9 protein-coding genes, 2 tRNA genes and 3 rRNA genes are annotated in these 15,509 nt (G+C 57.8%); 6 read left to right on the forward strand and 8 right to left on the reverse strand.

Going from position 1 to position 15,509, the window contains the following annotated elements; translation table 11 throughout:
* Window positions 1–102 precede the first annotated feature (102 nt).
* From rrf to aptA, 7 genes are all read right to left on the reverse strand, one after another.
* Window positions 103–218, reverse strand: a 5S ribosomal RNA gene (rrf, locus tag AB4O22_RS23065).
* A gap of 165 nt (window positions 219–383) precedes the next feature.
* Window positions 384–3,275, reverse strand: a 23S ribosomal RNA gene (locus AB4O22_RS23070).
* Between the two features lie 242 nt (window positions 3,276–3,517).
* Window positions 3,518–3,593 (reverse strand) — tRNA-Ala (locus AB4O22_RS23075).
* Between the two features lie 10 nt (window positions 3,594–3,603).
* Window positions 3,604–3,680: transfer RNA gene (locus tag AB4O22_RS23080), tRNA-Ile, on the reverse strand.
* Window positions 3,681–3,803: 123 nt separating this feature from the next.
* A 16S ribosomal RNA gene (locus tag AB4O22_RS23085) occupies window positions 3,804–5,340 on the reverse strand.
* Together the 16S, 23S and 5S rRNA genes with 2 tRNA genes alongside form the textbook arrangement of a ribosomal RNA operon.
* Window positions 5,341–5,965: 625 nt before the next feature.
* Window positions 5,966–7,459 carry a CoA-acylating methylmalonate-semialdehyde dehydrogenase gene (locus tag AB4O22_RS23090; protein WP_003197520.1) on the reverse strand — a complete coding sequence of 498 codons (1,494 nt, stop codon included), beginning with the start codon at window positions 7,457–7,459 and terminating at the stop codon, window positions 5,966–5,968.
* A gap of 72 nt (window positions 7,460–7,531) precedes the next feature.
* Window positions 7,532–8,881, reverse strand: a complete 1,350-nt coding sequence (gene aptA / locus AB4O22_RS23095) for an omega-aminotransferase AptA (protein ID WP_003197518.1) — start codon at window positions 8,879–8,881, stop codon at window positions 7,532–7,534.
* Window positions 8,882–9,003: 122 nt separating this feature from the next.
* Here aptA and AB4O22_RS23100 point away from each other — a divergent pair, with 122 nt between their 5' ends.
* From AB4O22_RS23100 to AB4O22_RS23110, 3 genes are all read left to right on the forward strand, one after another.
* Window positions 9,004–9,924, forward strand: a complete 921-nt coding sequence (locus tag AB4O22_RS23100) for a LysR family transcriptional regulator (RefSeq protein WP_003197516.1) — start codon at window positions 9,004–9,006, stop codon at window positions 9,922–9,924.
* 180 nt (window positions 9,925–10,104) lie between these two features.
* The gene (locus tag AB4O22_RS23105) at window positions 10,105–10,755 is read left to right on the forward strand and encodes a TetR/AcrR family transcriptional regulator (protein ID WP_003197514.1); all 651 of its coding nucleotides are present in this window, start codon (window positions 10,105–10,107) and stop codon (window positions 10,753–10,755) included.
* Window positions 10,756–10,762: 7 nt separating this feature from the next.
* Window positions 10,763–11,344, forward strand: a complete 582-nt coding sequence (locus tag AB4O22_RS23110) for an IMPACT family protein (protein ID WP_027911825.1) — start codon at window positions 10,763–10,765, stop codon at window positions 11,342–11,344.
* A 331-nt stretch (window positions 11,345–11,675) separates the two neighbouring features.
* Here the strand turns inward: AB4O22_RS23110 and AB4O22_RS23115 are convergent, their stop codons facing one another.
* Entirely contained in the window at window positions 11,676–11,846 is a 171-nt protein-coding gene (locus AB4O22_RS23115) for a hypothetical protein (RefSeq protein ID WP_223470759.1), read from the reverse strand.
* Window positions 11,847–11,877: 31 nt separating this feature from the next.
* On the opposite strand from AB4O22_RS23115, the gene AB4O22_RS23120 reads away from it, so the two are divergent.
* The 3 genes from AB4O22_RS23120 to AB4O22_RS23130 are packed head-to-tail and all read left to right on the forward strand — an operon-like array spanning window position 11,878 to window position 15,476.
* Complete coding sequence (locus tag AB4O22_RS23120) at window positions 11,878–13,431, forward strand: ABC transporter ATP-binding protein (protein WP_223470761.1); 1,554 nt, start codon at window positions 11,878–11,880, stop codon at window positions 13,429–13,431.
* A 12-nt stretch (window positions 13,432–13,443) separates the two neighbouring features.
* Window positions 13,444–14,550: an ABC transporter permease gene (locus AB4O22_RS23125; protein ID WP_223470763.1), complete on the forward strand. Its 1,107-nt coding sequence runs from the start codon at window positions 13,444–13,446 to the stop codon at window positions 14,548–14,550.
* Entirely contained in the window at window positions 14,550–15,476 is a 927-nt protein-coding gene (locus tag AB4O22_RS23130; RefSeq protein WP_223470765.1) for an ABC transporter permease, read from the forward strand. The genes AB4O22_RS23125 and AB4O22_RS23130 overlap by 1 nt, the downstream gene beginning before the upstream one ends.
* Window positions 15,477–15,509 lie beyond the last annotated feature (33 nt).

The following is a 15,509-nucleotide window of genomic DNA, read 5'->3' on the forward strand; positions in this document are numbered from 1 at the left end:
GGGTTGTGACAGCCGGGAGCTTTCCGCGCTTGTCGTAAGAACTTTCCCGCGGGCAAAACAAAACCCCTACCTGCATCAGCAGATAGGGGTTTCGGAATTTAATCTTGACGATGACCTACTCTCACATGGGGAAACCCCACACTACCATCGGCGATGCATCGTTTCACTGCTGAGTTCGGGATGGGATCAGGTGGTTCCAATGCTCTATGGTCGTCAAGAAATTCGGGTACTGAGTCGTGGCCAGTTGGCCTCGCTTCAGCAAATTGGGTATGTGATAGCTTCGGTGTTTTGTGAGATTCGAACTTTCGGTTCGTTTCGTCTTCACACACCGCAATCTGGTCTCTTTGCCTTGGGCTTGGAGTTACAAATTGCTTGGGTGTTATATGGTCAAGCCTCACGGGCAATTAGTACAGGTTAGCTCAACGCCTCACAGCGCTTACACACCCTGCCTATCAACGTCGTAGTCTTCGACGGCCCTTCAGGGGACTCAAGGTCCCAGTGAGATCTCATCTTGAGGCAAGTTTCCCGCTTAGATGCTTTCAGCGGTTATCTTTCCCGAACATAGCTACCCGGCAATGCCACTGGCGTGACAACCGGAACACCAGAGGTTCGTCCACTCCGGTCCTCTCGTACTAGGAGCAGCCCCTCTCAAATCTCAAACGTCCACGGCAGATAGGGACCGAACTGTCTCACGACGTTCTAAACCCAGCTCGCGTACCACTTTAAATGGCGAACAGCCATACCCTTGGGACCGGCTTCAGCCCCAGGATGTGATGAGCCGACATCGAGGTGCCAAACACCGCCGTCGATATGAACTCTTGGGCGGTATCAGCCTGTTATCCCCGGAGTACCTTTTATCCGTTGAGCGATGGCCCTTCCATACAGAACCACCGGATCACTAAGACCTACTTTCGTACCTGCTCGACGTGTCTGTCTCGCAGTCAAGCGCGCTTTTGCCTTTATACTCTACGACCGATTTCCGACCGGTCTGAGCGCACCTTCGTACTCCTCCGTTACTCTTTAGGAGGAGACCGCCCCAGTCAAACTACCCACCATACACTGTCCTCGATCCGGATAACGGACCTGAGTTAGAACCTCAAAGTTGCCAGGGTGGTATTTCAAGGATGGCTCCACGCGAACTGGCGTCCACGCTTCAAAGCCTCCCACCTATCCTACACAAGCAAATTCAAAGTCCAGTGCAAAGCTATAGTAAAGGTTCACGGGGTCTTTCCGTCTAGCCGCGGATACACTGCATCTTCACAGCGATTTCAATTTCACTGAGTCTCGGGTGGAGACAGCGCCGCCATCGTTACGCCATTCGTGCAGGTCGGAACTTACCCGACAAGGAATTTCGCTACCTTAGGACCGTTATAGTTACGGCCGCCGTTTACCGGGGCTTCGATCAAGAGCTTCGCGTTAGCTAACCCCATCAATTAACCTTCCGGCACCGGGCAGGCGTCACACCCTATACGTCCACTTTCGTGTTTGCAGAGTGCTGTGTTTTTAATAAACAGTCGCAGCGGCCTGGTATCTTCGACCGGCGTGGGCTTACGCAGCAAGTGCTTCACCCTCACCGGCGCACCTTCTCCCGAAGTTACGGTGCCATTTTGCCTAGTTCCTTCACCCGAGTTCTCTCAAGCGCCTTGGTATTCTCTACCCAACCACCTGTGTCGGTTTGGGGTACGGTTCCTGGTTACCTGAAGCTTAGAAGCTTTTCTTGGAAGCATGGCATCAACCACTTCGTCACCCAAAGGGTAACTCGTCATCAGCTCTCGGCCTTGGAATCCCGGATTTACCTAAGATTCCAGCCTACCACCTTAAACTTGGACAACCAACGCCAAGCTGGCCTAGCCTTCTCCGTCCCTCCATCGCAATAACCAGAAGTACAGGAATATTAACCTGTTTTCCATCGACTACGCTTTTCAGCCTCGCCTTAGGGACCGACTAACCCTGCGTCGATTAACGTTGCGCAGGAAACCTTGGTCTTTCGGCGTGGGTGTTTTTCACACCCATTGTCGTTACTCATGTCAGCATTCGCACTTCTGATACCTCCAGCAAGCTTCTCAACTCACCTTCACAGGCTTACAGAACGCTCCTCTACCGCATCACTTACGTGATACCCGTAGCTTCGGTGTATGGTTTGAGCCCCGTTACATCTTCCGCGCAGGCCGACTCGACTAGTGAGCTATTACGCTTTCTTTAAAGGGTGGCTGCTTCTAAGCCAACCTCCTAGCTGTCTAAGCCTTCCCACATCGTTTCCCACTTAACCATAACTTTGGGACCTTAGCTGACGGTCTGGGTTGTTTCCCTTTTCACGACGGACGTTAGCACCCGCCGTGTGTCTCCCATGCTCGGCACTTGTAGGTATTCGGAGTTTGCATCGGTTTGGTAAGTCGGGATGACCCCCTAGCCGAAACAGTGCTCTACCCCCTACAGTGATACATGAGGCGCTACCTAAATAGCTTTCGAGGAGAACCAGCTATCTCCGAGCTTGATTAGCCTTTCACTCCGATCCACAGGTCATCCGCTAACTTTTCAACGGTAGTCGGTTCGGTCCTCCAGTTAGTGTTACCCAACCTTCAACCTGCCCATGGATAGATCGCCCGGTTTCGGGTCTATTCCCAGCGACTAGACGCCCTATTAAGACTCGCTTTCGCTACGCCTCCCCTATTCGGTTAAGCTCGCCACTGAAAATAAGTCGCTGACCCATTATACAAAAGGTACGCAGTCACCCAACAAAGTGGGCTCCCACTGCTTGTACGCATACGGTTTCAGGATCTATTTCACTCCCCTCTCCGGGGTTCTTTTCGCCTTTCCCTCACGGTACTAGTTCACTATCGGTCAGTCAGTAGTATTTAGCCTTGGAGGATGGTCCCCCCATATTCAGACAAAGTTTCTCGTGCTCCGTCCTACTCGATTTCACTTCTAAGATCCTTTCGCGTACAGGGCTATCACCCACTATGGCCGCACTTTCCAGAGCGTTCCGCTAAAATCAAAGAAGCTTAAGGGCTAGTCCCCGTTCGCTCGCCACTACTAAGGGAATCTCGGTTGATTTCTTTTCCTCAGGGTACTTAGATGTTTCAGTTCCCCTGGTTCGCCTCTTGCACCTATGTATTCAGTACAAGATAACCATCTTATGATGGCTGGGTTCCCCCATTCAGACATCTCCGGATCAAAGTCTGTTTGCCGACTCCCCGAAGCTTTTCGCAGGCTACCACGTCTTTCATCGCCTCTGACTGCCAAGGCATCCACCGTATGCGCTTCTTCACTTGACCATATAACCCCAAGCAATCTGGTTATACTGTGAAGACGACATTCGCCGAAAATTCGATCTTGCTCATGAGAGCAACTCACAAATTTTACCTTAGCCTGATCCGTTACCAGTGAAAGTAACGTTCAGTCTATCTTTCTATCACATACCCAAATTTTTAAAGAACGATCTAATCAAAAGACTAGAAATCAACATTCACCATCACTTTGATGGAATGCTCATTTCTAAGCTTTCAGAAGCAGTTTATGGTGGAGCCAAGCGGGATCGAACCGCTGACCTCCTGCGTGCAAGGCAGGCGCTCTCCCAGCTGAGCTATGGCCCCATTACAAAATTGGTGGGTCTGGGCAGATTCGAACTGCCGACCTCACCCTTATCAGGGGTGCGCTCTAACCAACTGAGCTACAGACCCAATTTCGAGCTTGTAACTGTTAGCTATGAGCTATCAGCTTGGAGCTTAAAGCTGCTTCTATCGTCTTCTTCAATGAATCAAGCAATTCGTGTGGGAGCTCATGAAGCAGCTGCGGTCGTCGATTAAGGAGGTGATCCAGCCGCAGGTTCCCCTACGGCTACCTTGTTACGACTTCACCCCAGTCATGAATCACACCGTGGTAACCGTCCTCCCGAAGGTTAGACTAGCTACTTCTGGTGCAACCCACTCCCATGGTGTGACGGGCGGTGTGTACAAGGCCCGGGAACGTATTCACCGCGACATTCTGATTCGCGATTACTAGCGATTCCGACTTCACGCAGTCGAGTTGCAGACTGCGATCCGGACTACGATCGGTTTTGTGGGATTAGCTCCACCTCGCGGCTTGGCAACCCTCTGTACCGACCATTGTAGCACGTGTGTAGCCCAGGCCGTAAGGGCCATGATGACTTGACGTCATCCCCACCTTCCTCCGGTTTGTCACCGGCAGTCTCCTTAGAGTGCCCACCATAACGTGCTGGTAACTAAGGACAAGGGTTGCGCTCGTTACGGGACTTAACCCAACATCTCACGACACGAGCTGACGACAGCCATGCAGCACCTGTCTCAATGTTCCCGAAGGCACCAATCCATCTCTGGAAAGTTCATTGGATGTCAAGGCCTGGTAAGGTTCTTCGCGTTGCTTCGAATTAAACCACATGCTCCACCGCTTGTGCGGGCCCCCGTCAATTCATTTGAGTTTTAACCTTGCGGCCGTACTCCCCAGGCGGTCAACTTAATGCGTTAGCTGCGCCACTAAGAGCTCAAGGCTCCCAACGGCTAGTTGACATCGTTTACGGCGTGGACTACCAGGGTATCTAATCCTGTTTGCTCCCCACGCTTTCGCACCTCAGTGTCAGTATCAGTCCAGGTGGTCGCCTTCGCCACTGGTGTTCCTTCCTATATCTACGCATTTCACCGCTACACAGGAAATTCCACCACCCTCTACCATACTCTAGCTCGACAGTTTTGAATGCAGTTCCCAGGTTGAGCCCGGGGATTTCACATCCAACTTAACGAACCACCTACGCGCGCTTTACGCCCAGTAATTCCGATTAACGCTTGCACCCTCTGTATTACCGCGGCTGCTGGCACAGAGTTAGCCGGTGCTTATTCTGTCGGTAACGTCAAAACACTAACGTATTAGGTTAATGCCCTTCCTCCCAACTTAAAGTGCTTTACAATCCGAAGACCTTCTTCACACACGCGGCATGGCTGGATCAGGCTTTCGCCCATTGTCCAATATTCCCCACTGCTGCCTCCCGTAGGAGTCTGGACCGTGTCTCAGTTCCAGTGTGACTGATCATCCTCTCAGACCAGTTACGGATCGTCGCCTTGGTGAGCCATTACCCCACCAACTAGCTAATCCGACCTAGGCTCATCTGATAGCGCAAGGCCCGAAGGTCCCCTGCTTTCTCCCGTAGGACGTATGCGGTATTAGCGTCCGTTTCCGAGCGTTATCCCCCACTACCAGGCAGATTCCTAGGCATTACTCACCCGTCCGCCGCTCTCAAGAGGTGCAAGCACCTCTCTACCGCTCGACTTGCATGTGTTAGGCCTGCCGCCAGCGTTCAATCTGAGCCATGATCAAACTCTTCAGTTCAAACATCTTTGGGTTTTGAGAAAACCCTAAACTTGGCTCAGCAATCGTTGGTTACATCTTTGATTTCTCGCGGAGTAACTTGTGATGCTGATAATCTGTTGACTAGCAGTCTGACTCCACAAGCACCCACACGAATTGCTTGATTCAGTTGTTAAAGAGCGGTTGGCTGAGTCTTTCGTCTCAACCGAGGCGCGCATTCTACAGCGCCCCGTGTATCTGTCAAGCGGTTATTTTCAGAAGTTTTCAAAGTTTCCTTTGCAACTTCAACCACTTGCGCTTCCGATCTCTCGTTAGCGGGAGGCGAATTCTACAGCGTTACTCGCTGCTGTCAACACCTCTTTTTCACCGCTTTCGACCGAGAAGATCGAACCGCTGATAGAGCCAAACAACACCGCTCTACCTGCTCCTTCCGTGCTTCGATGAACTGAAGCCCAACACCTTCGAAACTTACTTAACTCATTGAATCTCAAGGAGTTTTCCGTTCCGACTGCGCCGGAAGTGGGGCGAATTATAGACTTCCAGAATCTGCCGTCAACACCTATTTTCATAATTCTGTCACATCAGTCAAAAAGCCCCGTAAACACAGAGGCCGGCGCCCAAGGGCGCCGGCCTCTGTGTTTACCGGTTACAAGCTGGGGAAAGCGAACTGCGAAGCCTCATGGCTGGCACGCTGCGGCCAGCGCTGGGTAATGGCCTTGCGACGGGTATAGAAACGCACGCCGTCCGGGCCGTAGGCGTGCAGGTCACCGAACAGCGAGCGCTTCCAACCACCAAAGCTGTGATAGGCAACCGGCACCGGCAATGGAACGTTGACGCCCACCATGCCGACTTCGATCTCATCGCAGAACAACCGCGCCGCCTCGCCATCACGAGTGAAGATGCAGGTGCCGTTGCCATACTCGTGATCGTTGATCAACTGCATCGCCTCTTCCAGGCTATTGACCCGGACGATGCACAGCACCGGCCCGAAGATCTCTTCCTTATAGATGCGCATCTCAGGTGTCACGCGATCAAACAGGCAGCCACCCAGGAAGAAACCTTCCTCATGCCCGGTCACACTCAAGCCACGGCCATCGACCACCAGCGAAGCACCCGCCGCCACACCGTCTTCTATATAGCCGCTGACCTTGTCGCGATGCTGCCCCGTCACCAACGGCCCCATGTCCAGCCCACAGGACGTACCTGCGCCAATCTTCAACGCCTTGATCTGCGGCACCAGCTTGGCCACCAGCGCATCCGCCACCTGGTCGCCGACACACACCGCTACCGAAATCGCCATGCAGCGTTCACCGCACGAACCGTACGCCGCACCCATCAGTGCGCTGACGGCATTGTCCAGGTCCGCGTCCGGCATCAGCACCGCATGGTTCTTCGCCCCACCCAACGCCTGGACGCGTTTGCCGCGCCGAGTGCCCTCGGCATAGATGTATTCGGCAATCGGCGTTGAACCGACAAAACTCAGCGCCTTCACTTCTGGCGCTTCGATCAGCGCGTCCACCGCAGCCTTGTCGCCGTGCACCACGCTCAATACGCCCTTGGGCAAACCGGCTTCCAACAACAGCTGTGCGATCAGCAGCGTCGAACTCGGGTCACGCTCGGACGGTTTGAGGATGAAGCAGTTACCGCAGACGATCGCCAGCGGATACATCCACAGCGGCACCATCGCCGGAAAGTTGAACGGTGTAATACCAGCTACCACACCCAGAGGCTGGAAGTCTGACCATGCGTCGATGTTCGGTCCTACGTTACGGCTGTATTCGCCTTTCAGAATTTCTGGTGCCGCGCAGGCAAACTCGACGTTTTCGATGCCGCGCTTGAGCTCACCGGCCGCGTCTTCCAACGTCTTGCCGTGTTCTTCACTGATCAACTGCGCGATGCGCGATTCGTTCTGCTCCAGCAATTGCTTGAAACGAAACATCACCTGCGCGCGCTTGGCCGCCGGTGTATTACGCCAGGCCGGGAAAGCCGCCTTCGCGGCGTCGATGGCCTGCTGGATGGTTGCGCGATCAGCCAACGGCACTTTATGGATGGCCTGGCCAGTAGATGGGTTGAACACATCGGCGGTGCGAGCGCTGTCGCTCAGCAGTTCGCCATTGATCAAATGCGGGATTAGGCTCATGGGGACTCCAGAATTTATCCACAGGCGCCCGTGACCGGACGCCCGTTATCGAAAGCTATATAGAAGGACGTATCAGTCGAGCTTGTTCAGCACTTCACCGACCGCATCGAACAGGCGATCCAGATCCTGCGGCTTGCTGTTGAACGTTGGACCGAACTGCAGGGTGTCGCCGCCAAACCGCACATAGAACCCGGCTTTCCACAACGCCATGCCGGCCTCGAACGGACGCACGATTGCGTCGCCGTCGCGCCCGGCGATCTGGATCGCGCCGGCCAGGCCATAGTTGCGAATGTCGATGACGTTTTTCGCGCCCTTCAAGCCGTGCAGTGCATTCTCGAAATGCGGGGCGATCTCGGCCACGCTCTGCACCAGGTTTTCCTTCTGCAACAGGTCAAGCGCCGCCAGGCCAGCTGCGCAGGCCACCGGGTGCGCCGAGTAGGTGTAGCCGTGGGGAAATTCCACCGCGTACTCGGGCGTCGGCTGGTTCATGAACGTCTGGTAGATCTCGGAGCTGGCAATCACCGCACCCATGGGGATCGCGCCATTGGTGACTTGCTTGGCGATGCACATCAGGTCCGGGGTCACGCCAAAGCTGTCGGCACCGAACATCGAACCGGTGCGGCCGAAACCGGTGATCACTTCGTCGAACACCAGGAGAATGCTGTGCTGGTCGCAGATTTCCCGCAGGCGCTTGAGGTAACCCTCTGGCGGCACCAGCACGCCAGCCGACCCCGCCATCGGTTCGACGAATACCGCAGCGATGTTGGAAGCATCGTGCAGCTCGATCAACTTCAGCAGCTCATCGGCCAAGGCGATGCCACCCTCTTTCGGCATGCCACGGGAATAGGCATTGCTGGCCAGCAAGGTGTGAGGCAAATGGTCGACGTCCATCATGGCTTGGCCGAACAGCTTGCGGTTGCCGTTGACACCGCCGAGGCTGGTGCCGGCGATGTTCACGCCGTGATAGCCACGGGCACGACCAATCATCTTGGTCTTGGTCGCCTGGCCCTTGAGACGCCAGTAGGCGCGGACCATCTTCACCGCGGTATCGGCGCACTCGGAGCCGGAGTCGGTAAAGAACACATGATTGAGATTGCCCGGGGTCAGACTGGTGATTTTTTCCGCCAGTTGGAACGACAGCGGATGGCCGTACTGGAACCCCGGCGAGTAATCGAGGGTGCCCAGTTGCTTGGCGACCGCTTCCTGGATTTCCTTGCGGGTGTGCCCGGCGCCACATGTCCACAGGCCCGACAGCGAGTCGTACACCTTGCGCCCCTTGTCATCCACCAGCCAACTGCCTTCGGCAGCGACGATCAGGCGCGGATCGCGCTGGAAATTGCGGTTGGCGGTGTAAGGCATCCAGTGGGCATCCAGCTTGAGCTGGCTGGCCAGGGAACCGGCAGCGTGTTCGGGCATGTTCATCGACAAAACCTCGCAGGTCATAAGCGACAGGGAATCGAAAGCGTTCTTGCAGCTAAGTTGCCACGTCGATAAAGTCGGTGAAATCCAACTTTTGTAACCTTCAGTCTGTGGATCACTAAACTATGAGCGCTCGTCGTCCCGATCCACTGGCCCAGGTCAGCGACTTTGATATTCGCCTGCTGCGCATTTTCCGCAGCGTAGTGGAATGTGGTGGATTTTCCGCCGCAGAAACCGTGCTTGGCATCGGCCGCTCGGCCATCAGCCAGCAGATGAGCGATCTAGAGCAACGCCTCGGCCTGCGCCTCTGCCAGCGTGGGCGCGCGGGCTTTTCCCTGACCGAGGAAGGTCGCGAGGTGTATCAATCGGCGTTGCAGCTATTGAGCGCACTGGAAAGCTTTCGCACCGAGGTCAACGGCCTGCACCAGCATTTGCGCGGTGAATTGACCATCGGCCTGACCGACAACCTGGTCACCCTGCCCCACATGCGCATCACCCACGCCTTGGCGCAATTGAAAGAACGCGGGCCCGACGTGCAGATCCAGATTCGCATGATCGCCCCCAACGAAGTCGAGCAAGGCGTGCTCGACGGGCGCCTGCATGTTGGCGTAGTCCCCCAGGCCAGTGCCCTGTCCGGGCTGGAATATCAACCGCTGTACAGTGAACGATCACTGCTGTACTGCGCGGTCGGGCATCCGCTGTTTTATGTCGATGACCAGCAACTTGAGGACGCTCGCCTCAACAGCCAGGACGCCATCGCGCCAACCTTCCGCCTGCCTGCCGAAATACAGGCCCATTACCAGGCGCTCAATTGCACCGCGAGCGCATCGGACCGCGAAGGCATGGCGTTCCTGATCCTCACCGGACGCTACATCGGTTACCTGCCCGATCATTACGCCAGCCTCTGGGTCCAGCAAGGTCGGCTGCGCGCCCTGAAGCCCTCCGCACGGTTCTATGACCTGAGCCTGGCGTCGGTCACGCGCAAGGGGCGTCGGCCTCACCTGGTGCTGGAGAGTTTTCTCGAAAGCCTGGCGGCCACCCGTTAACCCTTTTGCTCGCGATAGCGGATATTCAGTCAATAAAGATGTGACGGTTCCACTGCTATCGCGAGCAAGCTCGCTCCCACAGGTGTTTAGTCAGGCTTTTAGTGTGATGGCACTTGTCGGATCGATGCCGGTGCGCTATCAACGCACTTGCTTGCCCACAGACCCAGCCCGGAAACGCCCATGACCTTTGAAGTCCCTGCCCACGGTGGCAAGCCCACCAGTCGCATTCGTCAAAAGAACGAAGAGACGATTCTCAAGGCTGCCGAAGATGAATTCGCCCGTCACGGGTTCAAAGGCACCAGCATGAATGCCATCGCCCTGAAGGCCGGGCTGCCCAAGGCAAATCTGCATTATTACTTCACCAATAAACTCGGTTTGTACGTGGCGGTGCTGAGCAACATCATCGAATTGTGGGACAGCACCTTCAATACCCTCACAGCCGAGGATGATCCGGCCGAAGCCCTGACCCGCTATATCCGCGCCAAGATGGAGTTCTCTCGTCGCCAACCCCAGGCATCGCGATTGTTTGCCATGGAAGTGATCAGCGGTGGCGAATGCCTGACCGAGTATTTCAACCAGGATTATCGCGCCTGGTTCAATGGTCGGGCGGCCGTATTCCAGGCCTGGATCGATGCCGGCAAGATGGACCCGATCGACCCGGTTCACCTCATTTTCCTGTTATGGGGCAGCACCCAGCATTACGCCGACTTCGCCACCCAGATCTGTCGCGTGACCGGGCGCAGCAAGTTGACCAAGCAGGACATGGTCGAGGCTGGCGACAACCTGATCCGCATCATTCTCAAAGGCTGCGGCCTGACACCTGCCCTCTAAGATCGCCATGCCCTTTACCCTTGCCGGCTTTTGCGAACACCGCGAAGAAATTCGCAAAAGCCGCTTCATCACGTTCGCCGCGCCCATCACCAGCCCCGCCGACGCCCAGGCCTTTATCGACCAGCACAGCGACCTGAATGCCTCGCACAATTGCTGGGCCTGGAAACTCGGCGACCAATACCGCAGCAACGACGATGGCGAACCGGGAGGCACCGCCGGGCGGCCAATCCTGGCCGCGATCGAAGCACAAGCCTGCGATCAGGTCGCGGTGCTGGTGATTCGCTGGTACGGCGGGATTCAACTGGGCACGGGCGGGCTGGCCCGGGCTTATGGCGGCGGCGCGAACAAATGCCTGCAAAACGCCGAGAAAATCGAATTGATCAGTCGCGTGGCGCTGCGCTGTTCCTGCGGGTTCGCCGAACTGGCCCTGGTGAAACTGCGCGTCGCCGAATGCGCCGGGTTGGTCAATGAAGAGCGCTTTACGGCCAATGGCGTCGATCTTCAACTGGCCGTGGGCGAAGCGCAGATCGAAACCTTGCAAACGCACCTGGCGGACCTGAGCCGTGGCCGGATTCTGCTGGCACGTTGAGATCAACCTGCGACCTTTCAGGGCGCCTCGCAATCGTTCAACTTGCCCACATCCACTGTGTACCCGACTGTGGATAACCTGAGCACATCCCTCTGTAACCCTTCTGTCATGCGGGTTTCAGAGGGTTGCTCATTTTTCAGCCAAAGTCCCGCCGAACAGACAAATCCATCCACTAAACAAACGCTTGCGGCGGTTTATCACCTTTAGAAGAAAGCCCCGCAGTGCTTATGCCCGAGTTTCCCGCTTGCACACAATAACTGTGGAGCAACCTGTGGATAACCCGTTCATGGCTCCTGCCACCCCAAGAAGGGCATGGCTCGCAGCCGCTTGCTCAATTTTTAACCACCCATTTCAGGGCAAACCGATGCCTGCGCAAAACCTGCGCGCTCCAAGCCGGTGCAGAATTTTCCTGCGGCAGATGCCCAGCCCACGTGCAGAAAGCCTTGGCGACGCGGGTCGAGGCAATTTCCTGACCTGATGGCCAGGAAATTGCTTTATCCACAGGCATTCCTGTCCATCGGCCCGAGCCTGTCATGTCCAACCCCGATTCCATCGCGCGCCTGCAATTGCGCAACATCAGCAAACGCTACCCCGGTTGCCTGGCCAACGACGCCATCGACCTGAGCATCCAACCCGGGGAGATCCACGCCCTGCTCGGGGAAAACGGTGCGGGTAAAAGCACCCTGATGAAGATTATCTACGGCGTCACCCCTGCCGATTCGGGCGAGGTGATCTGGCAAGGCCAGCGCGTCAACCTGCGCAACCCGGCCCAGGCCCGCGGCCTGGGAATCGGCATGGTATTCCAGCATTTCTCGCTGTTCGAAACCCTCACCGTTGCGCAGAACATTGCCCTGGCAATGGGCGCGGCAGCCGGTACGCCGGCGCAGCTGGAACCCCGGATCCGCGAGGTTTCCCGGCGCTACGGCATGGCGCTGGAGCCGCAGCGGCTGGTCCACAGCCTGTCGATTGGCGAGCGGCAACGGGTGGAGATCATTCGCTGCCTGATGCAAGACATTCGCCTGCTGATTCTCGACGAGCCGACCTCGGTGCTCACGCCCGTTGAAGCCGAAGAACTGTTCGTGACCCTGCGCCGCCTGGCGAGCGAGGGTTGCAGCATCCTGTTTATCAGCCACAAGCTCGGGGAAGTGCGAGCGTTGTGCCACAGCGCCACGGTGCTGCGCGGCGGGCGGGTGTCGGGGCATTGCACGCCGGCGCACTGCTCGGACCGGGAGTTGGCGCAACTGATGGTTGGCGAAGCGGCCGGACTGATCACGGACTACCCCAAGGTCAACGCAGACAAAGCCTTCCTGCAAATCAACAAGCTGTCCTGGCACAACCCGGACCCGTTCGGCTGCTCGTTGCGGGAGATTGACCTGGAGGTGCGCAGCGGCGAAATCGTCGGCATCGCCGGGGTGGCGGGCAACGGTCAGGATGAATGGCTGGCGTTGCTCAGCGGAGAAACTCCGCTTGCCCGCCTGCAAGGCGAAACGATCCGATTCGACGGGCAACCCGTGGCTCATCTGCGCCCCGACGCCCGTCGCCGGCTCGGGCTGGCCTTTGTCCCCGCCGAGCGCCTGGGCCACGGCGCCGTGCCGCAATTGAGCCTGGCGGATAACGCCTTGCTCAGTGCGTTCCAACAGGGCCTGGTCAGCCACGGACTGATTCGCCGCAGCAAGGTCGAACACTTGGCCGAAGAGATCATCCGCCGCTTTGGCGTGAAGACACCCGACACCAGAACCCCGGCGCGCAGCCTCTCGGGAGGCAACCTGCAGAAATTCATTCTCGGCCGGGAAATCCTGCAACAGCCGAAGCTGCTGGTGGCCGCTCACCCGACCTGGGGCGTGGACGTCGGCGCGGCCGCGACCATCCATCGCGCCCTGATTACCCTGCGCGATGCAGGCGCGGCGATTCTGGTGATCTCCGAAGACCTCGACGAACTGTTCCAGATCAGCGACCGCCTCGGCGCCTTGTGCGGCGGGCGTCTGTCGGCCTTGAGGCCCACCGTCGAGACCCGGCTCAGTGACGTCGGCGGCTGGATGGCCGGCCAGTTCGACGCCCCTCAATCCCCTGCCCCCGCACCGGTCTAAACGGAGTTCTACATGCTGCTTTCTCTCGAACCTCGCGGCCAGCAATCGCGCCTGATGCTCTGGTGCTCGCCGCTACTGGCCGCCGTGTTGACCCTGGCCTGTGGCTCGCTGCTGTTCATCGCCCTGGGGCACGATCCGCTGCAAACGCTGTACACCCTGTTGATCGCCCCGATCAGCGATCTGTACGGCGTGTCCGAGTGGCTGGTCAAGACCCTGCCGATCCTGCTGTGTGCCCTCGGCCTGGCCGTGGCCTATCAGGCGCGAATCTGGAACATCGGAGCTGAAGGCCAACTGCTGCTCGGCGCCCTGGCCGGCAGCGCCTTGGCGGTGAATATCATCGACATGCAAAGCCGCTGGGCACTGGTGCTGATCCTGCTGACCGGCACCCTGGCCGGTGCCGCCTGGGCCGGGCTCACGGCGTGGCTGCGCACGCGCTTCAATGCCAATGAAATCCTCACCAGCATCATGCTCAATTACATCGCCCTGAACCTGTTGCTGTTTTGCGTTCACGGACCGTTGAAAGACCCGGCGGGTTTCAACTTCCCCGAGTCGGCGATGTTCGGCGAGGCCAGTCGCCTGCCGTTGCTGCTGGAGGACGGCCGGGTCCACGCCGGGCTGTATTTCGCCCTGCTGGCACTGGTGGCGGTGTGGGTTTTGCTGCAAAAAAGCTTCGTTGGCTTTCAGATCAAGGTACTGGGCCTCGATGCCCGCGCCGCCGGTTTCGCCGGTTTTCGCCAGAAACCGTTGGTGTGGCTGGCGTTGTTGATCAGCGGGGCACTGGCCGGGCTGGCCGGCGTCTGCGAAGTGACCGGGCCGATCGGTCAACTGGTGCCGCAGGTGTCGCCGGGCTACGGCTATGCGGCAATTACCGTGGCCTTCCTGGGGCGGCTCAATCCCATTGGCATTCTGTTTGCCAGCCTGTTGATGGCCCTGCTGTACATCGGCGGCGAGAGCGCGCAGATGTCGCTGAACCTTCCCCAGGCAATCACCCAACTGTTCCAGGGAATGATGCTGTTTTTCCTGTTGGCCTGCGACGTGCTGATTCTGTACCGGCCACGCCTCAACCTGCGCTGGGCCCGCCGCACCCGAACCACCGCCGTACAGGCAGGAGCGCTGTGATGGATATCGACCTGTTGAGCAATATTTTCTACGCCATGGTCCGCTGCGGTACGCCGTTGCTGCTGGTGGCCCTGGGTGAATTGGTCTGCGAAAAAAGCGGCGTCCTCAACCTGGGCCAGGAAGGCATGATGCTGTTCGGTGCGGTGATCGGTTTTATCGTCGCATTCAACAGCGGCAACCTGTGGCTCGGCGTGCTGCTGGCGATGGCTGCCGGCATGCTGTTGTCGGCGTTGTTCGCGCTGGTGGCGCTGGTATTCAACGCCAATCAGGTGGCCACCGGGCTGGCGCTGACGATTTTCGGTGTGGGCCTGTCGAGCTTTGTCGGAGCGGCCTGGGTCGGCAAACCGCTGGCGGGATTCGAGCCGCTGGCGATTCCTTACTTGAGTGACATTCCACTGATCGGGCGGATGCTGTTTGCCCAGGATCTGCTGGTTTACCTGTCCTTCGCCCTGTTTACCCTGGTGGCGTGGATGATAGTGAAAAGCCGCGTCGGGTTGATCATCCAGGCCGTCGGGGAAAATCCCGATGCCGCCAGTGCCATGGGCCTGCCGGTGTTGCGGGTGAGGACCCTGGCGGTACTGTTTGGCGGCGCCATGGCCGGGTTGGCCGGCGCCTATCTGTCGCTGGCCTACACGCCGATGTGGGCCGAGAACATGAGCGCCGGACGCGGCTGGATCGCCCTGGCGCTGGTGGTGTTCGCCAGTTGGCGGGTGTGGCGCCTGCTGCTGGGCGCCTACCTGTTCGGCCTCGCCAGCATCCTGCACCTGGTGGCCCAGGGGCTGGGCCTGGCGATTCCATCGAGTCTGCTGGCGATGCTGCCGTATGCCGCGACCATTGTGGTGCTGGTGCTGTTGTCCCGGGACGCCGTGCGCACCCGGCTGTATGCGCCGGTGTCCCTGGGGCAGCCTTGGCAGGCGGGGCACTGAGATAGACCGCGGCGCCTCTATCGCGAGCAAGCT

The organism is Pseudomonas sp. S3_B11 (assembly GCF_054667715.1).